Source organism: Pseudoxanthobacter soli DSM 19599, from assembly GCF_900148505.1.
In the GTDB taxonomy this organism is placed as follows: Bacteria; Pseudomonadota; Alphaproteobacteria; order Rhizobiales; family Segnochrobactraceae; genus Pseudoxanthobacter; species Pseudoxanthobacter soli.
The window spans coordinates 52049-71052 of the sequence record NZ_FRXO01000009.1 but is presented as its reverse complement, the minus strand read 5'-3'; the positions used below and the strand labels follow the sequence as shown (position 1 = coordinate 71052).

General features: G+C 71.5%; 10 protein-coding genes. 5 read left to right on the top strand and 5 right to left on the bottom strand.

The window, feature by feature from the left end; translation table 11 throughout:
* Window positions 1–63 precede the first annotated feature (63 nt).
* Window positions 64–8727: an apolipoprotein A-IV repeat region-like domain-containing protein gene (locus BUF17_RS18075; protein ID WP_073631317.1), complete on the bottom strand. Its 8664-nt coding sequence runs from the start codon at window positions 8725–8727 to the stop codon at window positions 64–66.
* A gap of 788 nt (window positions 8728–9515) precedes the next feature.
* Between BUF17_RS18075 and BUF17_RS18070 the strand changes: the two genes are divergently transcribed.
* Both BUF17_RS18070 and BUF17_RS18065 read left to right on the top strand, forming a co-directional pair.
* The gene (locus tag BUF17_RS18070) at window positions 9516–9836 is read left to right on the top strand and encodes a 2Fe-2S iron-sulfur cluster-binding protein (RefSeq protein WP_073631315.1); all 321 of its coding nucleotides are present in this window, start codon (window positions 9516–9518) and stop codon (window positions 9834–9836) included.
* A 658-nt stretch (window positions 9837–10494) separates the two neighbouring features.
* Window positions 10495–11169, top strand: coding sequence for an extensin-like domain-containing protein (locus BUF17_RS18065; protein ID WP_073631313.1), 675 nt, complete (start codon window positions 10495–10497; stop codon window positions 11167–11169).
* An 81-nt stretch (window positions 11170–11250) separates the two neighbouring features.
* Here BUF17_RS18065 and BUF17_RS18060 read toward each other — a convergent pair whose 3' ends face one another.
* Window positions 11251–12321, bottom strand: a complete 1071-nt coding sequence (locus BUF17_RS18060; protein WP_073631310.1) for a polysaccharide deacetylase family protein — start codon at window positions 12319–12321, stop codon at window positions 11251–11253.
* Window positions 12322–12671: 350 nt separating this feature from the next.
* On the opposite strand from BUF17_RS18060, the gene BUF17_RS18050 reads away from it, so the two are divergent.
* The 3 genes from BUF17_RS18050 to BUF17_RS18040 all read left to right on the top strand — a co-directional run bounded on the left by BUF17_RS18050 (window position 12672) and on the right by BUF17_RS18040 (window position 15248).
* Window positions 12672–13127: an META domain-containing protein gene (locus tag BUF17_RS18050; RefSeq protein WP_073631306.1), complete on the top strand. Its 456-nt coding sequence runs from the start codon at window positions 12672–12674 to the stop codon at window positions 13125–13127.
* A 724-nt stretch (window positions 13128–13851) separates the two neighbouring features.
* The gene (locus BUF17_RS18045) at window positions 13852–14484 is read left to right on the top strand and encodes a molecular chaperone DjiA (RefSeq protein ID WP_342186201.1); all 633 of its coding nucleotides are present in this window, start codon (window positions 13852–13854) and stop codon (window positions 14482–14484) included.
* Window positions 14481–15248 carry a peptidoglycan recognition protein family protein gene (locus BUF17_RS18040; protein ID WP_073631302.1) on the top strand — a complete coding sequence of 256 codons (768 nt, stop codon included), beginning with the start codon at window positions 14481–14483 and terminating at the stop codon, window positions 15246–15248. Before BUF17_RS18045 ends, BUF17_RS18040 begins: the two co-directional genes overlap by 4 nt.
* A 51-nt stretch (window positions 15249–15299) precedes the next feature.
* Here BUF17_RS18040 and BUF17_RS18035 read toward each other — a convergent pair whose 3' ends face one another.
* The 3 genes from BUF17_RS18035 to BUF17_RS18025 are packed head-to-tail and all read right to left on the bottom strand — an operon-like array spanning window position 15300 to window position 18972.
* Window positions 15300–17111 (bottom strand): ABC transporter ATP-binding protein, encoded by a 1812-nt coding sequence (locus BUF17_RS18035; protein WP_084564880.1) that lies wholly within the window; start codon window positions 17109–17111, stop codon window positions 15300–15302.
* Complete coding sequence (locus tag BUF17_RS18030; RefSeq protein ID WP_210215471.1) at window positions 17111–18022, bottom strand: ABC transporter permease; 912 nt, start codon at window positions 18020–18022, stop codon at window positions 17111–17113. The genes BUF17_RS18035 and BUF17_RS18030 overlap by 1 nt, the downstream gene beginning before the upstream one ends.
* Window positions 18019–18972 (bottom strand): ABC transporter permease, encoded by a 954-nt coding sequence (locus BUF17_RS18025; RefSeq protein WP_073631300.1) that lies wholly within the window; start codon window positions 18970–18972, stop codon window positions 18019–18021. The genes BUF17_RS18030 and BUF17_RS18025 overlap by 4 nt, the downstream gene beginning before the upstream one ends.
* Between the last annotated feature and the right edge of the window lie 32 nt (window positions 18973–19004).

The window sequence follows — 19004 nt, the reverse complement described above, 5'->3', positions numbered from 1 at the left end:
GGCAGCGATCCGGAGGCAGGGATCGGACCTGCCTCCGGTCGCCGATGTCGGTCCGCCGCGATATCAGCCCAGCCGGTTCGCGGCGTGGGCGAGCACGGTATAGACCTTGCCGGTCTCCGAGGTCAGGTAGGCCTGGCCCCGGGCACCGTCGCGGTCGTCAGGCTCGATGTCCGACAGCAGCTGTTCGAACGCGTCGATATAGTGGTCGACCGCCGCCCGGAACGACGGGTCGCGGTGGTAGCGGCGGCGCACGTCGTCGAAGGTCTGCTGGCCCTTCAGGGTGTAGAGCCGGCGGGTGAACACGTTGCGTTCGCCGAGGCGGCGGCGGGCCCATAGGGTGGCGAAGCTCTCGTTGTCGATGGCATGGGCGATGTCGCCCACCAGCGAGTCGAGCGCATCGCTGTGGGCGATCGCCGGGTTCATGACGCCATGGGTCTCGTCCGGCGCGCGGGGTGCCGGCGGCGGCAGGTCGAGGCCGTCCTCGTGCTCGTCCTCAGGCTGCTGCGGTTCCGCGACGTCGTCGGAGGCGCGGCGCAGCAGGTCGCTCAGCCAGCCGCGCTCCTTGCCGGGCGCAGGCTGGGGCTGCGGCTGCGCGGCGCCGAACGAACGCTCGGCGGCGGGCGGGGCAGGGGGCTGCTCCGGTCCCCGGGTGCGGCGCAGCGTCGAGGGCTCCGCGGGAGCGGGCGATGCCTGGCGCGTCGTCGCGCGGGCCTGCGGCTCGCCCACGCGGACGGACGGCTCCGAGACGGCGGCGGCTGCGGGCTCCGGCCGGCGCGCGGTGGCGGACTGTGCCGCAGCCGCGTGTGCAGGCGCCGCGTGTGCAGCGGCCGCATGAACCGGGGCCGGCTGCGCGGCAGCGGGAACGCCCTGGGCCGGAGCGCCCACGGCGAAGGCGGCGGACTGCCGGCTGACCATGGCGGCGAGTTCGTCGAGCGCCCGAAGCTGGCCAGAAAGTGCCCGGCGCATCTCGTTGGTGCTGCGCTGGGTTTCTTCCGGCAGCTCGAAGATGCCGCGCTGGAGTTCGGCGCGGGTGGCTTCCAGCTCCTGCCGCATCGCGGCCGCGGCCTGCGACATCTCCGAGGACAGCCGCCCGAAGCGCGCGGTGGTCTCGCCGAGAACCCGGTTCATCTCCTCGGTCACGGCGTGCTGCACGCGGCGCAGCACCTCGCGGGAGCGCTCGCCTTCGCGGTCGGCGGTGAGCTTGATCTCCTCGAGGCCGGACGAGAGTACGCTCGCGGCGTTCTCCGCGCTGGCGCCGAGCGTCGTGGTCAGGTCCTCGGCCTGCGCCGCGACGCGCTGGCTGATCGCGGTCGCCCGCGCCTCGGCGGCGGCGATGGCCTGTTCCGCCTGGGCGGTCAGGGCCTGCATCATCGCTTCCATGGCCTCGGTCTTGGCCGAGAGGTCGCCGGTCAGCGCCTCGATGGCCTCGCGGCGCTGCGACAGCGTGGCGTCGGCGATCTGGTTGGCCTGGTCGAGCTGCTGGGTGGCGAAGGTCAGCGCGCGGGACTGCTCCTCGATGCGCCCGGCCAGTTCGTTCAGTTCGGCCAGAACCGCCGTCGAGGTGGAGCCGAGGCGCTCAGTCTGGCGGGCGATCTCGCTCGCAGACCGGCCGGTGCTCTCGCTCGCCTCGCTGACCGCCTGGCGCAGGCTGTCGGCCTGGGCCAGCATCGCCTCGCCGAGATGGCCGAGATCGTTGCCCGCCGCATCGGCCGTCGAGCCGAACTCGGCTGTGACGGATTGCAGCCGTGCCAGCGTGCCGGTGACGTCGGAGCGGATGCGCTCGCTGGCGGCGACCGTGGAGGCGAGCGCGTTGCGGCCTTCCTCCGACAGCACCTCCGCGGCGCGGGCGGTCTGGGCTTCGATCTCGGCGAGGATCTGGCGGCCGTGCTCCGACAGGATCTGCTCCAGGCTGATGCCCTGCTCGGAGAGCATCCGCTCCAGCCCGGCGCGGCTTGTCGAAAGCGTGCCGGAGATTGTGCCGGTCGCGGAGCGGATCGCCTGCACCAGCGCGCTCGAATCGGCGTCGAGCAGGCGGGCCATCTCGGTCGCGGTGGCCGTCAGGTTGGCTTCCACCTCGCCCGAGGCGCGGGTGAGCGAGCCGGCCGCCGTGCTGGCGGCCTGCTCGGCCGCGGCCGCGACCTGTTCGATGGCCGCTGCCGCCGCCGTCGAGCTCTGCTCGATATTGGCGGCGATCTGCGACACGCCGCCGCTCGCCTGCAGCGCGATGGTCTCGACGCGGCTGGAGGCATCGGTGGCGGCGCGCTCGACCTCGCCGACCGCGGAAACCACCGCCTCGCCCACGACCGCGACGACCGCGTTGGCGGCATCCACGATCTTGGCGCGGGAGCGCTCGCTCTCGGTCGCGATCAGGTCCGCCGCCGCGGCGGCATCCGTCGCCACCGCGACGCGGGTGCGGGCGCCTTCCTCGGTGAGGGTCTGCATCGCCTGGCCGACCGTCGCCGCCAGCGCATGGCGGATCTCGTCGGTGCGGTCGGACAGCGTCGTGCTGAGGGTGCGCAGCGTGACGTCGAGCACGGTGCGCGCCTGCTCGGTCTCGGCGCTGAGGCTGCCGGCGATCTCCGCCGCCGCCCCGGTCAGGTGCTCGCGGGCCTTCTCGCTCTCGTTCGAAACCGCGCCGAGCAGCTCGCCGAGCAAAGCCTGCACGGTCTGGCGGGCGCGATCGGTCTCGCTGCCGAGCGTGCGGCCGATCTCGCCGAGGCCGTCGGCGACGATGGACTGCAGCGCCGCGGTGCGCTCGGCGAGCGCCGTGCTGGCGGCCTCGGCCTTCGTGACAAGCGCGTTGCCCGCCTCGTCGAGACCGGCGACCACCTCGAGCCGTTCCTCCAGAACCGCCTGAACGAAGGCGCGGGTGCGCTCGATCAGCGTCTCGCTCATCTCGCGGGCACGCTGCTCCAGCACCGCGTCGACGCGGCGGGTGCGTTCGTCGAGCACGTTCGCCAGCGTTTCGGTGTGGCCGGTAACGAGCTGCGAGGCAGCCTCGACCTTCTCCGCCACCGTGCGCTCGAACGCCTCGGTCTGGGAGGCGAGGGTGTCGGCGAGAATCTGGCCGTGGCCGTTCACCGTCGCTTCGATGCGCATCGCGCTGCCTTCGAGCGAGGTGGCGATGGTCGACGCCCGCTCGGTCACATCACGGGTCAGGCGTTCGCCCTCCGCCGAAACGGCGTCGACGAGCGACGCGCTGCCGGCCTGCAGGGCTTCGGCGAAGGCCTGGGCGCGCTCGTCGAGCGTGCGGTTGAGCACGCCGGTCTGGCCCGCCACCGCATCCCCGATCGCAGCGACCGAGGCTTCGAGCTGGCGCACCAGCTCCGTGCGACGCTCGTCGAACGCGGCGACGAGGTCTTCGGTCTGCCGCTTCACGGCTTCCGAAACGGTGCCGTCATTGGCCTCCAGCGCCTGGATCAGCGCGGCGCGGCTGTCGTCGAGCGTGCGCACCAGCGTCGCGATATGGCCGGAGACGGTCGCAGCCAGCGTGATGCCGGTGGCCCCGAGCGTGGCGATGAGCGACGACGAGCGCTCGTCGATGGCGCGGGTGAACGTCTCGGTCTGCTCGGCGACGACGGTCGACAGCGCGCCGCCGACCCCTTCCACCGACGAGGAAAGCCGGTCGCGATGGCCTTCCAGCGTGCGGGACAGCACTTCGGTGTGGGCATCGAGCGCGCCGGAGAGCGACGCGGTGCCTTCGGCGAGGGTGTCGGCGAGGCGGGCGCCATGGCCGTCGAGGGTCTGGGCGAGCCCGTCCGCCTGGATGGCGACCACCTCGGCGAGGCCGGCGCCGTGGGTGCCGATGACGTGCGCCAGCATCGCGGTGTTGTTGTCGAAGCTGTCCGACAGGCTCGCGGTCTGCGCGGCGACGGCTTCCGTGAAGGCGCTCGTCCGCTCCGCGATCGCCGCGGCGTGGCCGTCGACGGCGGAGAGAAGCGCTTCGGCCTGGGCGCGGACCGTGGTCTCGATTCCCCCGGTGCTGCTGCCGACGGTGGCAGAGAACGCCGCCGTCTGCTCGGCGATGGAAGCGGCGAGTGCACCGGCCTTGGCGCTGAGTTCCTCGGCCTGGAGGCGCATGGCCTCCGCGATCTGCTCGCTGCTCGCCCCGGCGGTGGCGGAGAACGCGGCGGTGCGCTCGGCTATGGCCGCCGCCAGCTGGTCGGCGCGGGCGCCGAGCGCCTCGGCCTGGAGGCGCATGGCCTCCGCGATCTGCTCGCTGCTCGCCCCGGCGGTGGTGGAGAACGCGACGGTGCGCTCGGCGATGGCGGCCGCCAGCTCGTCGGCGCGGGCGCCGAGCGCCTCGGCCTGGAGACGCATGGCGTCTGCGATCTGCTCGCTGCTCGCTCCGGTCGCGGCGGAGAACGCCGCGGTGCGCTCGGCGATGGCCGCGGCCAGTTCGTCGGCGCGGCTGGAGAGGGTGTCGGAGAGGTTTGCCGTGTGCAGCGAGATCGCCTCCGCCTGGATGCGCACCGCGTCGGTGAAGCCGGCGGTGCGGGCGGTGACGATGTCGGCGAACGAGGCCGTGCCGCTTTCCACGGCGGCGACGATCGCATCCGACCGGCTGGCGAGGGCTTCCGTCAGCGCGTCGGCCTTGGCATCCACGGTGGCGGCCAGCGCGTCGGCGCGCTCGGTCAGGGTCTCGCCGAAGGCGTCCGTCTTCGCGGCGACCGTGGCGACATAGGCGGCGGCGTGGGTGTCGAGCGCGGAGCTTTGCGCCGCGACGGCCTCGGCGAGGCTGTCGGCCTTGGCGGAGACGGCGGTTTCGAAGGCGGCGACATGGGTGTCGAGCACCGTCGCCTGGGCGATGACGGTCTCGGCGAGGCTGTCGGCCTTGGCCGCGAGCACGGCGGCAAGCTCGGCCGTCCGGCTGTCGACCGCGGCGGCAAGCTCGGCCGTCCGGCTGTCGACCGCGGCGGCAAGCTCGGCCGTCCGGCTGTCGACTGCGGCAGCAAGCTCGGCCGTCCGGCTGTCCACCGCCGCGGCGAGCGCATCGGCGCTGGCGGTCACGGCCTCGGTCAGCGACACCGTCTGCGTCTCGACCGTCGCGGCGAAGGCGGAGGTGCCGCTTTCGACGGTCGCGGCGAGGGCCTCGGCGCGCGAACCCAGCGTCTCGGCGCTGGCGGACACGGTGGAGACAAATGTGGCGGTGCGGCCTTCGAGCGTCGCGGTCTGGCGAACGATCTCGGCGGCGATGGCCTCCGACTGCTGGCGTACGGCGCTGGTCAGGCCGTCGGTGCCGGTGGTGATCGCGCCGGCGAGCGCGGCGGTGGTGCCTTCGATCCGCGCGGCGATCGCCTCCGCCTCGGCCCGAAGCGTCTCGGAAACCGCGCCGGTGCGGGCGGAAACCGTGTCGGAGAACATCAGGCTGCTCGCCTCGATGGTCTCGGTCAGGTCGCGGGCGCGCGCCTCCAGCAGGCCGGTGTGGCCTTCGAGCGCGGCGACCAGCGTGCTGGTATTGGTGTCGAGGAGCTGGGCCAGCGCGTCGGCGTTGACGGACACCGTCTCGGCGAAGCTGGCGCTGCCGTTCTCGATGGCCGACGACAGGATCTCGGCCTGATTGCCGAGGGTCGCCGCGAAGGCGCCAGCGCGGTCGGCGATGGTCTCGGAGAGCGCCGCGCTGCGGGCATCGAACACCGAGGAGAACGCGGCGGTCTGGCCGTCGAAGGTCTGCACCAGGCTGGTGGTGTAGGACTCGAACGCCTCGTTGAGCGCGTCCGTGCGGCCCGAAAGCGAGGTGTCGAGGCGGCCGACCATGTCGGAGAGCAGGGTTTCGAGCCGCGCCGTGCGGTCGCCGAGGGTGGCGATGGCGCCGTCGATCTCGGTGCCGAACAGCGCCTCCAGCTTGGCGAGGCGGCCGTCGATCTGGCCGTGGAGCCCGTCGGCCTGCGCGGCGAGCCGGTCGGCGATGGTGTGGCCGGCGGCCGCGATGTCCTCGGCGATGTGCGCGGTGCGCTCGCCGATCATGCGCACGACCTCGGCCCCCGAGCTCTCGAACGACTGGCCGAGTTCGGCCGACTTGGTGGTGACGGCCTTCGCCATGTCGTGGGCGGTGTCGTCGAGCGTGGCGCGGAAGGTCGCGGCGCGGTTCGCGAGCATCTCCGCGAACGCGGCGTGGCGCTCGTCGATGGCGTTCTGCAGGCTGTTGCCCTGCACCGTGATCGCGGTCTCGATGCGGCGGCTGGTGTCTTCGAGCCGTGCGGCGACCGAGTTGCCGGAGCCGTTGACCACCGCGTCGAGGCGGGCGATCGATTCGTCGAGCCCGGCGGACAGCGTCTCGCCGTGAAGCTGCAGGTCCACCGCGATCGATTCGCCGGTGCCCTTCAGCACGTCGCCGATGCGGTCGATCTGGGTGCCGATCGCCGAGACAATGTCCGCGCCCTCGGCCTGGAGTGCTGCGGTCGCCGCGCCGGTCTGCTCGCCGACGGCCGCCTCGAAGGTGCGGATCACGCTGTCGAACGCCTCGCGCACGCTCGCGGTGCGGTTCTCGACCATGGAGGTCGCGGCATCGCCCGCGGCGGCGATGGCGGCCTCGAGCGCCGCGACGCTGGCGCGCAGCTGGTCGACATGGCTGCCGGCGGCGGCGGTCGCCTCGGTGCTGGTCCGCTCGATGGCCGCCTGGAACTCCTGAACGCGCCCGTTGAGCGCATCGGTAACGGCGAGCCCGGAGCCGGCGATCGCGCTTTCGAGGGTCGCGATGTCGCCGCGCAGGCGCTCGACCTGGCTGCCCGCCTCGGCGAGAGCGCCGGTGCTGGCCTGCTCGATGGCCGCCTCGAACGTGCGCACGCGATCCTTTAGCATCTCGGCGACGGACTGGCCGGACTGGGTGATGGCGGCTTCCAGCTCGCCGATGCGGGCGCGAAGCTGGTCGACGTGAACCCTGGCGGTGTCGGACGCGCTGCCGCCGACGCGCTCGATGGCGGCTTCGAACTCGCGCACCCGCGCTTCCAGCGCCGCGGTGACCGACGTGCCGGATGCGGCGATGGAGCCTTCGAGATCGCGCAGGCGCTCTTCCATCGAGCCGGTGACGGCGAGGCTCGTCGCCGTGATGGCGCTTTCGAGCGCGGTGACGCGGTCTTCGAGCGCCGAGGCGACGGTGTCGCCGGTCTCGGCGATGCTGCGCTCGAACGAGGTGATGCGCGCTTCCAACGATCCGACGACGGCTTCGCCCGCCGCATCGACCGAGGCGGTGACCCGCCCGCCTGCCGATTCGATGGTGCGGCTCATGTCGTCGATGCGGCCGGAGAGCGACAGCGACACCGCTTCGGCGTGGTCGTCGAGCGCGCGCATCATGTCGCCGGTCTTGGCGGACAGCACGTCGCCGATCTCGCGCATGCGGATGTCGACGGATTCGGCGACCGCCTGGCCCGAGGCCGTCAGCTGGTCGTTCACGGCGGCGCTGCGCTCGACGAGCGTGTCGACCACGCGCCGGCCGGTGGTCTCGATGGTAGTGTTGACGCGCGCGGAAACCGCCTCGATCTCGCCGTTCATGTCGGCGGAAACGGTCTTCAGCGCCTCCGTCACCTCCACGCCGCGCTGCAGGAGGGTCGCGGCGACCTGCTCGCTGCTGGCGTCGATGGCGGCGGTGACGGCGCTGCTCTCGTTCTTCAGCCGGTCCACCAGCGCCTCGCCGCGTCCGGCGATCAGCTCCACCGCATTCTCGGCGGTCGCGCCGATGGTGGCGGTGAGCTGGCCCGTGGCGGTCTCGATCTCGCCGGCGAACTTGCCGGAGGTGGTGCGCAGGTCTTCGGAGAAGCCGCGATGGGCGCCCGAGATCGCGGCGCGCAGCCGCTCGGCATTGTTGGTGATCGCCTCCCGCTCGGCCGCGAGTTCGGCCAGCAGGGTGCGCACCTTCAGCTCGTTGTCGTTGAAGGCGCGCTCCAGCGACGACACCTCCGAATGGATCATCACCTCCAGTTCGCTCGCCCGGGCGAGCGCGCGCTCCACGCCGTCGCCCATGGCCGCGACCTCGCGGCGGATGGTCTGTCCGACGGAGACGACGGAATCCGTCATCGCGTCGCCCGGCCGCGTCAGGCGGTCGGCGGCGAACGCCATCGACATCGCCGCCTGCCGCAGTTCGCGGGCGCGCGCCACCATGGCCGCGATGCCGAAGAACGCCGCCGAAGGCACGGCGGCGGTGGCGATCAGCATCAGCGTCTCCGGCCGCGCGAACGCGCCCGGCTGGAACGGCGACACGCCGGCGCGCGAGCCGACATAGAAGGTGAGGCCGGCCCAGGCGGCCGAAGCGAGCAGGGCGATGCCGTAGCCGAGCGAGGAGGACTTCGCGCCGCCCTGGACGAGATTGCCGGCGATGCCGAGGCGGTCGTCGTTGGCGGCCGGGCGCGGCCGCGCGCGGCGCGGGCGCTTGGCGGGCGCGAACGGGTCGATATCGTCCTCGATGCGGGTCGCGGCGGAACGGGACGCAGCTGCCTGCGAGCGGGTCTCTGGCTGGGTCATGTCGGAAGTCGTCTTGTCCTGCGCGTCTGCTGCCGGCGTCCGTTTGGCGGGCGTGCCGTCGCTGCCGGTCTCTTCGGCGAGAAAGTCCGCGGCCAGCGCTTCCTCCACCGCGGAAAGCGCGGCGTCGGTCAGGTCGGCGGCCGGCGCGTCGGCTCCCGCAGCGGTACCCTTGGCAGCGTTCTTGCCTTCGACGGCGGCCCCGCCGGCCGACGGCTTCGGGGCGGACGAGGCGTCGGAGGTCTGGGTCGCCAACGGGGTCTGGGTCGCCATGGGTCTTCTCTGCCTCGCGTCCGTACTCTTGAACAAACCGTCCGGTCCGGTGCCGGGTCGAGGCCTGCGGCCGAAACGGCCCGCCGCCCTGCCGTTTTCCCCGCGCCGGACCCTTCCGGCCGCGCGGATGGCGGCACCATGACCGGGTGACCCTAGCGGCTAAAACCTGACACTTGGTTCCCAAGCATCGATGCAATTTTATCCAACGGCGGTCGCATCCGGCGGTCACGGCCGGCTCCGGCGCCGGGCGGAAGAGCGGTCGCTCCGCCGCGGTCGGTTACGGCGACGAGAACCGGATGCCGCGCGACTGGCGTCCGGCGGCAAACGACCGGCCGCACACGACCGGTAACCTGCGTCCGGTTCACCGCCGGAGCCCGATCCGTAACGTCGCCCCCGCGACCGGCAGAGCCGCGATCCGTCGTCGTCCGAGCCGTGCGGGGAACGCCGGCCGGACGTTCTCCACAACCTTTATGTTAACGAATTGTTAGGGGTCGCGAAACTGTCTTGCTTATTTGCCGCGCCGCACGGTTAACGCCGCGACTCGGCGGAACTGCCGCGATGCGCTTGACGGTGCGGCGGAAGGCGTTATTCCCAGACGAAGGCCGGACATGGGAAATGGACGGCGAGACGAAGGCGGGTCGCCCGCCTGGCGGCATCCGTTCCCCGAACGGCGCACGCGTCCATCGACATCGCGGGCCGGACCGGCAGCCGGCTCGCTTTCATCCGTCTACCGGCGGGCGGTCCGCGGAGCTCGGCCGCGCACGCCCCGCCGCAGTGAAAGTCGCGTCATGGCCCGGATCACATACATTACCTTCGACGGAACGACCTACGAGGTGGACGCCGCTCCCGGATCGACCGTGATGGAGAACGCGGTGCGCAACGACATTCCCGGCATCGACGCGGAATGCGGCGGCGCCTGCGCATGCGCCACCTGCCACGTCTATGTGGAGCCGGAATGGATGGAAGCCGTCGGGTCCGCCGAGCCGATGGAAGAGGACATGCTGGACTTCGCCTACGATGTCCGGCCGAACTCCCGGCTGTCCTGCCAGATCAAGGTCACGCCGGAACTCGACGGCCTCGTGGTCCACACGCCGGAGCGGCAAGCCTGACTGGCGTTTTCCCTGACCGGCGCTTTCCCTGACCGGCGCCTTCACCGGACGGCAAGTCCCTGACGACAAAACCCGGGCGGCGCGACAGCGCGGCCCGGCAGGCATTCTGGTATTTCCGTCGAAACCTGAGCGCTTCAAGTCGTGTCGCGCTTCAAGTCGTGTTCCGTCTACCGATCCCGGAAGGGGCGGCGGACCGGAAGAAGGCTCGTGTCCTTCGCGGCGGATAACGGCCGGTGCGATACCCGATCGCACGACGGTCCATCCCGACCGCTCGGTTCCACGCCAGCCCCGCCGGCTCGATGCCCGCCCGCGGCCTCTTCTTCAAACGAGGCCGAAGACGATGGCTCCCAGGAACGCGAACGCCACGGTGACGAGAACGGCATTGACGCTTTTGGCGACTGTCATCGTGCCGTCTCCTCTTCTTCTCATTAAAGCCATGTTAACGCGGATGGCCCGCTGCGCGAAGCGCTTTATGACACGAGCCGCGCGATAAAGTCGATAGCACCTCTATATTTCTCGTGGAAACCGATCCTACGGGCGGTCAGGCGGGCGTCAAAGAGGGCCGGACGAGCCGTCGCGCGGGGCCTCGCGGTCTCGGTCAGCGCCGATCGCGGCATCCGTTAACCGCGCATTTGCCGCCGTCCCGGACACTCCGGTCATGCATTGGCGCAGGACTGTCCCCCTCATCGCCGCGACGATGGTCATCGTTCTGCTGGCGGGATGCGCGACCGGTCTTTACCGGTCGAACCAGCGTGCCGCCTGGCGCACGGCGGCCGAGCGGCAATGCGTCGCCTCGGGAATCGTCCGGCCGGGCGCCTATGTGCAGCGGATGCCGCCGATCCGCGGGCCGGGCATCTGCGGCGCGGAATATCCCTATCGCGTCAGCGCCGCGCTTGGCGGGCAGGTGGGCTTCAGCCAGAAGGCGGTGCTGACCTGCATGATGGTGCCGGCGATCGATACCTGGGTGCAGAAATATCTCCAGCCGGCCGCGCGTTCGCTGTTCGGCACCGAGCTGGTGCAGTTGCAGCTTTACGGCAGCTACTATTGCCGGGGCCGCAACGGCGCGACCAGCGGCGCGCTTTCGGAACACGGCTTCGCCAATGCCGTCGATGTCGGCGGCTTCGTGTTCGCGGATGGCCGGCGCATCGAGGTCAAGCAGGACTGGCGCGGCGGCAGTCCGGACGAGCAGCAGTTCCTGCGCTACGCCCAGCGCTCGGCCTGCCTGATCTTCCGCACCGTCATCGGTCCGGACGGCGACAGCGCCCATCAGGACCACCTGCATCTCGACCTCGCGCGGCAGGACCGCGCCTTCCGGCGCCACGTCTGTTCCTGAGGCCCAAGCCCGAAACCAAAAGCCCCGAAACAAATCCAGTGCCGTGCATCCCGGCCGCCGTGGCCCGCTCCAGGGGCGGCGTTACTGCGCCGCCGGAGCCGCCACGTCCGCGCTCGCGTGGGTGGCCGGCGCCGCGGCCTTGGCCTTCGCCGCCTTCGCGTCGGCGGCCTTGTCGTAGCGGGCGGTGTCGCCGGGATGGTCGATATAGCAGCTCGATGCCGCGACGGGCTTTCCCGCCGCGATCAGGTCGCTGACCGTGGCGAAGCCGTAGCCCGCCGCCCGCAGGCGCGCGATCACGAGCGGCAGGCCCTCGCGCGTGTGCTTGCCGTTGCCGTTGGCGTGCATGACGATGATCGAGCCGGGCCGCACCTGCCGCATCACGTTGTCGGCGATCGCCTTGGCGCCGATATCGGCCGGATCGCCGGAGACCACGTCCCACTGGATCACGACCTCGCCGTTGGCATTCGCCGCGGCGAGCGACGCGGCCGAGCACGAGCCGTAGGGGAAGCGGAACAGCGACAGCTTCGACACCGGCGCGGCGGCCGGGCAGGCGGCCACGCTCGCCGTCTTCGCCGCCCCGATGGCGGCCTGGGCCGTCAGGATTTCCTGGCTCATGCGGCTGTCGTCGGCGGCGTGCAGATTGGCGTGGTCCCAGGAATGGTTGCCGATCTCGAACAGCGGATCGGCCGCGATCTGCTGCGCCCGCTGCGGGTGGGTCTCCAGCCACTTTCCGCCGGCGAAGAACGTCGCCGGCACGCCCTCCTTGCGCAGCGTGTCGAAGATCGGCCCGTCATAGCCGGCGACCTGGCCGCCAGTTTCGCAGAGGTCGAAGGTCAGTGCCACAAGCTTCACGCCCTTCGGCAGCTCCACCCGCCGGATCACGCCGGAAAGCGGCCCCGTGACCGCCGGGCCTGCGACCGCTGGCGGCGGCTGGCTCACCCGATCGGCCGCCGTCGCGCGGCGCGGCGTCCGTTCGCCGGGTTGCAGCGCGTAGCTCTCTGGCGTCCAGCACTGGGCCGGCGGCGCCGCTACCGCCGGCAGCGCGGTGACGGCTGCGGTCGACGCCGCGAGGAGCGCCCCGGCGAGGACAGCGCGGCGCGGGCGGGGCAGGGCGGACGACGGCCGGCGGCGGGCGAAAAGGCGGATGCGCATGGACGGGCTCGAAGACGGAAGGACGGACTACCGGAACGGTGGCGATCCGGGGCGGCGGCAGGAATCGGGGGCGGCGGATCGGCCGGGAGAGCGCAGGCTTGAGACCGGTGGCGGAAGATCCGTGCCGGCACGCCGCCGGCTCGACTCGCGTGCGGTCGCGCGGGATTTCAGCGACGCGATCATGGCGCGGGCGTGGCGTCATCCGTCCGTTCGCGCGCCGTGAAAACGCCTGAGATCGGGACAAGATCCGTCGCACAGCGGTGACGAAACGCGCGCACCTTCGAAGACGGCGCTCGCAAGACACAATTCGCAAGACCACACTTAGACGACCACACTCGGGAAGGTTCAAGATGACGTACCGACTGCTTCGCCGTTCCCCGCGCCTTGCCGCGGTCGCCGCCGTGGCTGTCATCGCGGCCTGCGGAAGCGCCATGATCTCTGGAAGCGCGATGGCCGGCGGCGGCGGGCTCGACGGCAACTGGCGCATCGTCGACGTGGACGGCAAGCCCGTTCCGAAGGACAGCGGCCTCAAGATCACCTTCAAGGACGCGACGATCTCCGGCTTCGCCGGCTGCAACACCTTCAAGGGGCCGTACATGTTTCACGGCACCGGCGCGCAGACCGTCGCCGTCGGGCCGCTGAGGACCACCCGCAAGGCGTGCGCCGCACCGGTGATGGCCCTCGAAACCGCGATCCTGCGCGATGTCGGCACCGCCCACCAGATCAACCGCGCCGACGACGGCTCGGTGGTGTTCACCAACGAAACCGGCAAGATCACGCTCAGGATCGAGCAGGTCTTCGACTGACGGGCCCGCTCGACGGCCTCTCCCGATCCGCCCCCTGCCAATCCGGCCCGAAACCGGGCCGGTCGGACGCCGGCTTTCGGGTCTTCCCGGCCGGGCGCCGCTGCCTGAAGGGCCGGCGCCTTTCCTCGATGGTCGATCCCCCACCGTCGACGCGGTCGAACCGGCGCGCGGCGGAACCCCGATGCGCGCCGAACCCGTCTGCGCGCCAAACCCGTCCGGCCCTTCAAACCGGCCCGTCGATGGTCTATTGAGGGCCTCGGGCCGCCACACGGTTCCTCTCCCGTGCACCGACCCCGTTCGTTGCTGTCGTGACCTGGAGCGCTTTCCGATCTGATGGCAACATCAGATCGACCAGAAATCGCTCCAGATTCAAAAGCTTGAGCATATCCTTGTCGTTCAGATCGGTTCGATCTGAACGCGTCATGCTCCAGCGTCACGGATGAGACGCGCCGGAACGGGCGCCGCCGCCGGCAGGGGCTCCTGCGGTATGGCCCGGGCATGTTCCCTTCGGATCGAGACGATGCCGATGTCGGAACTATGCTCGCATCGTTGAATTCGGGGCAGGAGTCCCGTTGGCCGGCCGATGGCGGCCTCGGGTGGTGTTCTCTCGCGTGGCCGCTCCCCGCGGGCGGGCCGTTCCTTCGGGGGAGAATGGGGCGTCATGTCGATCTGGACGCGGATCGGAGACTTTGTCCATGCGGTCGGGACCGGAGGGGCCGGCCTGATGGACCGTGTGCTGACGCCGATCCTGGGGGATGGCGCGCATCGCCGTTCCGTCGCCTTCACCGTCGCGATCATCGCGCTTTCCGCCAAGATGGCGGGGGCCGACGGCGTTGTGACGGCAAGCGAGGAGCGTGCGTTCTGGCGCCATTTCGAGGTGCCGCCGGGCGAGGAGGCACACGTCGAGCGGCTGTTCCGCCTGGCCCAGCAGGATGTCGCCGGCTACGACATCTACGCCCGCCGCATCGCCGACCTGTTCGCCGGGGACCCTGCGACGCTGGAGGACGTGCTCGAAGTCCTGTTCATGGTGGCGAGCGCCGACGGCACGCTGCATGAGGCCGAGCTGTTCTATCTCGCCCGCGTCTCGGAGATCTTCGGCCTGCCCGACTCCGTGTTCGCCCGCATCCGCGCCGCCTACGTCATGGGCGCGCCGCCCGATCCCTACACCGTGCTCGGCGCCGACCCGTCCATGAGCGACGAGGAGCTGAAGCGCCACCACCGTCGTCTCGTCATGGAACATCACCCCGACCGCGTGATCGCCCGCGGCGTGCCGCCGGAGTTCGTGCGCATCGCCACGGACCGCCTGGCCGCGATCAACGTCGCCTGGGACCGCATCAGCAAGGAGCGCGGGCTATGAAGACGCTGGCCGATCTCACCATCCGCGACGTGCCCTCGCCGAACTTCCGCGAGCGGCCGGGCGGCCGCAAGCCGGATATGCTGATCCTGCATTATACCGGCATGGAGAGCGCCGAGGCCGCGATCGCCCGCCTCAGCGACCGCGAGGCGGTCGTCTCCTGCCATTACGTTGTCGACGAGGACGGCAGCATCGTGCGCATGGTCGCCGAGCCCATGCGCGCCAACCACGCCGGGGTGTCGTTCTGGCGCGGCGAGCGCGACCTCAACGACGCCTCCATCGGCATCGAGATCGTCAATCCCGGCCACGAGTTCGGCTATCGCCCATTCCCGGACGCGCAGATCGAAGCCCTCGTCGTGCTCGTCAAGGCGATCCTGTCCCATCGCAGGATCGCGCCGGACCGCATCCTCGCCCATTCCGACGTCGCGCCGGACCGCAAGCAGGATCCCGGTGAGCTGTTTCCTTGGGAAACGCTCGCCGCCGCCGGTATCGGCCACTGGGTGCCGCCGGCGCCGCTCTCGGCGGAGGGGCCGGCATTCCGGCCGGGCGACGAGGGCCTTCCCGTGCGCGCGCTGCAGGGGATGCTGGCGCTCTACGGCTACGAGGTCGATCTCACCGGCGTGTTCGATGCCCGCACCAGCCTCGCCGTCACCGCGTTCCAGCGCCATTTCCGCCCCGCGCGGGTCGACGGCGTCGCGGACCGCTCGACCATGGACACCCTCCACCGGCTGATCGGTGCGCTTCGGCAGCGGGAACAGGCGTCCTGATCGCCGGCTTCGGCCGGATCGGCATCGCCCCCCCTTTCGAACTCGGCTCCCTCACGCCGGCAGGAGCACCGAGGCGAGGAGCGCGCGTGTGACGTCGCTGCGCGGTGCTGCGAACAGGGGCGCCACGGGGCCGGCTTCGACGATGCGCCCGCCTTCGAGCACGGCGACCTCGTCGGCGAGCACGCGCACCAGCGCGAGGTCGTGGGAGACGAACACCATCGCCGCGCCCCGCTCGGCCACCATCTCGGCGAGAAGGCCGGCGATCGCCGCCTGCACCGAGACGTCGAGGGCCGAGGTCACTTCGTCGGCGAGGATCAGGTCGGGCTCGGCCGCGAAGGCGCGGGCGATCGCGACGCGCTGCTTCTCGCCGCCTGAAAGCTGTGTCGGCAGCAGGTCGAGATGACGCGCCGTCAGCCGCACCCCGTCGGCGAGGGCGCGCACGCGCCGCTCGACCTCCGCCGGCCCGGGCGCGAAATAGAGCCGGATCGGCCGCGCGATGATTTCGCGGATCGATTGCCGCGGATTGAGCGAGGCGTCGGGGTTCTGGAAGATCAGCTGGATGCGGCGGCGCGTCGCCGGGGAGCGCCGCGCGACCGGGCCCGCGATCTGCGCGCCGTCGAAGCGGATCGAGCCTTCGTCCGGCGTGATCAGGCCCGCGATCGCTTTCAGGATCGTGGACTTGCCGCTGCCCGATTCCCCGACGAGGCCGAGAGTGCGGCCGGGGGCGATGCCGAGCGAGATCCGTTCGACGACCGTTCGCGCCGGCGCGCGCGAAAAGATGTTGGCGAGGCCCGTCGCCTTGTAGCGCACCGCAACACCGTCGATCGCGAGGATCGGCGCGCCGTCCGGCGGCGGGGTCCGCACGGGGCTCGCGGCCCGGGCGGCCTCGCGGGCCGTGTCGGGGAAGCGACAGCGCACGCGGCGGTCGGGCGCGATCGCTTGCAGCGGCACGCGGTCGGAGCAGTGCGCGGGTTCGGCGAGCGCGCAGCGCGGCGCGAAGCGGCAGCCGGCGGGGCGACGTCCCGGCTGCGGCGGCGCGCCGGGGATCGCGGCGGGCAGGTGCCCGTCGTCGAGCCGCGGCAGGCTGGCGAGCAGGCCGGCGAGATAGGGATGACCCGGCCGGCGCATCGCGGCCCGGGTCGGGGCCTCCTCGACGACCTCTCCGGCATAGAGCACGGCGATGCGGTCGGAAACGTCCGCGATAACCCCCAGATCGTGGCTGACATAGACCATGGCGGTGCCGCGCGCGGCGATGAGCCCCTTGAGGAGACGGAGGATCTCCACGCGGGTCGCCGGATCGAGCGCGCTCGTCGGCTCGTCGAGCACGACGAGATCGGGCTCGCCGGCGAGCGCGAGCGCGATCGCCACCCTCTGCTGCTGCCCGCCCGAGATCTGATGGGGATAGCGATCGAGAAGGTCGCGCGGGCGCGGCAGGCGCACCCGGTCCAGAAGATCGATGGCGTGTTCGCGGCGTGCCGCTTGCTGTGTCATTCCGGCGAGTGCCAGGGCCTCGTCCATCAGCGCGCCGATGCGCGCGACCGGGTTCAGGGCGGTCGCCGCGATCTGCGGCACGAAGCCGATGCGCCGGGCGCGCAAGGTCCGCAATGCGCTCGCGTCGGCTCCGACCAGTTCGATGCCGTCGAAGCGGACGCTGCCGCGTCGGATCGCGAGCCCCCGCCGGGTGTGACCGAGCAGGGCCAGAAGCAGTGTGCTCTTGCCGCTGCCCGATTCGCCGACGATGCCGAGCGTCTCGCCGCGGGCGAGGGTCAGGTCGACGTCGTCGAGAATCGTCGGAGCGGCCGGATCGGGCGATGCCGTGCCGATTGTGAGACCGCGGACGGAAAGGAGAGGCGGCTCGTCCATCACCGTCCCTCGACGCCCTGGTGGATCTCGATGCCGGCGCTGCGCGACACGGCCCCGACGAGAAGGTTGATGCCGATGACGAGGCTCGCCAGCGCCACCATCGGGCCGAGCGCGGCGAACGGGATCACCGTCAGATAGAGGCGGGCGTCGGAGATCATCAGGCCCCAGTCGGGGTTCGGCGGCGCCACGCCGAAGCCGAGGAAGGAGAGGGAGGAGAAGGCGATCAGCATCCACGACCATTCCATCGCGCCCTCGACGAGGAGAACGTCCTGGACGTTCGGCATGACCTCGAGCCGCAGGATCGCGAAGGTGCTCTCGCCGCGGGCGCGCGCGGCGGTGACGAAGTCCCGTGCCTCGACCTCCAGCGCGGCGTTTCGCGCCACCCGGACGATGGGCAGCCCATAGAAGAAGGCGAGCGCGGGGACGAGAAGCCAGGTGCCGGTCCCGACGACGCTCGCGATCGCGGCGACGAACACGAGCCAGGGAAGCGCCAGGAAGGCGTCGATGATCTGGATCACGATGCGGTCGGCGAGGCCGCCGAGTGTTCCGGCCGCGATGCCGAGCGCGCCGCCCCAGGCGAGCGCGACCGCAGCCGCGATCGCCGTCACCGCGAGCGCCTCGCGGCCGCCCAGCAGCGTGCGGGTCAGCACGTCGCGGCCGAGCGCGTCGGTGCCGAGCCAATGCTCCGGCGAGGGGCCCGCGAACATGGCGTTCGGGTCCTGAGCCGTCGGATCGTACGGCACGATCCATGGCGAGCCGAGCGCGACCGCGATGTGGAGAAGAACCAGCGCCAGGCCGATCGCGCCTGATGGTTGCCGCACGACGCTCGCTGTGAAACGCCGGACGCCACGCAGCAGACGGCGCAGGACGCCGGCGGTCCGGGGCATGGGAGGCGCCGCGTCCACGCTCATCGCCCCCTCCCGAGCGCGCTGCGCAGCCGCGGGTCGACCGCGATCGTGACGAGGTCGGCGAGAAGGCCGAGGCCCAGATAGATCGCCGCGAGCACCAGCGAAACGCCGAGCACGAGCGGCAGGTCGCGGTCATAGACCGCGTTCATCATCAGCCGGCCGAGGCCGGGATAATTGAACGCGACCTCGATGACGACGACGCCGGTCATCAGGCCCGCAAGCGTCAGGGCCATCACCGCGATCGCCGGAATGAGCGCATTCGGCAGGACATGGCGCAGCACGAGGGCGAACGGCCCCACCCCGCGCAGGCGCGCCGCCTCAACATAGGGGCTCGCCGCCACCTCGATCACCGAGGCGCGGACCATGCGCAGCACGTGGGCGGAGAGGATGAGCGCAAGCGCCGTCGCCGGCAGCACCAGGCCGGGCAGAAGCGACAGGATCGGCCCGTCCGGCGGCACCGTCACGATGCCCGGCACCCAGCCGAGCCAGACGCTGAAGACGAGCACCAGCGCGGTCGCGGCGACGAAATCGGGGATCGTCATCGCCACGAGCGCCGTCGCGGAGATCGCGAGATCGACCGGCCCGTCGCGCTTGAGGCCGGCCGCGACGCCGAGGCCGAGGGCGAGGGGGAAGCTGATCGCCGCCGCCGCCAGCGCGAGCACGAGGGTGTTGCGCAGTCGCGGGCCGATGATCGAGACCACGCTCTCGTCGCGCTTGAGGGCGCGGCCGAGATCGCCGGTGAGGACACCGCCGGCCCAATGGCCGAAGCGTTCCCACGCCGGCTGATCCAGCCTGTGGGCGCCGCGGCACTGGGCGACCGCCTCCGCCGTGGCGAGCTTGCCGAGATAGGCCGTGCACATGTCGCCGGGCAGCGCTTCCAGCGCGCCGAACATCAGGATGGCGACCAGGGCGAGGCTCGCGAGGGTCGAGAGGAGACGTTCGAGGACGATCATCGGACGCGGCGCGCTGCCTCTTGAGGGAAGCC

Bases quoted from the DNA above. Each gene is read 5' to 3' on its own strand.
- BUF17_RS18065 (WP_073631313.1), top strand. From the start codon at position 10,495: ATGCATTGGCGCAGGACTGTCCCCCTCATCGCCGCGACGATGGTCATC.
- BUF17_RS18035 (WP_084564880.1), bottom strand. From the start codon at position 17,111: ATGGACGAGCCGCCTCTCCTTTCCGTCCGCGGTCTCACAATCGGCACG.
- BUF17_RS18060 (WP_073631310.1), bottom strand. From the start codon at position 12,321: ATGCGCATCCGCCTTTTCGCCCGCCGCCGGCCGTCGTCCGCCCTGCCC.
- BUF17_RS18075 (WP_073631317.1), bottom strand. From the start codon at position 8,727: ATGGCGACCCAGACCCCGTTGGCGACCCAGACCTCCGACGCCTCGTCC.
- BUF17_RS18070 (WP_073631315.1), top strand. From the start codon at position 9,516: ATGGCCCGGATCACATACATTACCTTCGACGGAACGACCTACGAGGTG.
- BUF17_RS18050 (WP_073631306.1), top strand. From the start codon at position 12,672: ATGACGTACCGACTGCTTCGCCGTTCCCCGCGCCTTGCCGCGGTCGCC.
- BUF17_RS18045 (WP_342186201.1), top strand. From the start codon at position 13,852: ATGGACCGTGTGCTGACGCCGATCCTGGGGGATGGCGCGCATCGCCGT.
- BUF17_RS18040 (WP_073631302.1), top strand. From the start codon at position 14,481: ATGAAGACGCTGGCCGATCTCACCATCCGCGACGTGCCCTCGCCGAAC.
- BUF17_RS18030 (WP_210215471.1), bottom strand. From the start codon at position 18,022: ATGAGCGTGGACGCGGCGCCTCCCATGCCCCGGACCGCCGGCGTCCTG.
- BUF17_RS18025 (WP_073631300.1), bottom strand. From the start codon at position 18,972: ATGATCGTCCTCGAACGTCTCCTCTCGACCCTCGCGAGCCTCGCCCTG.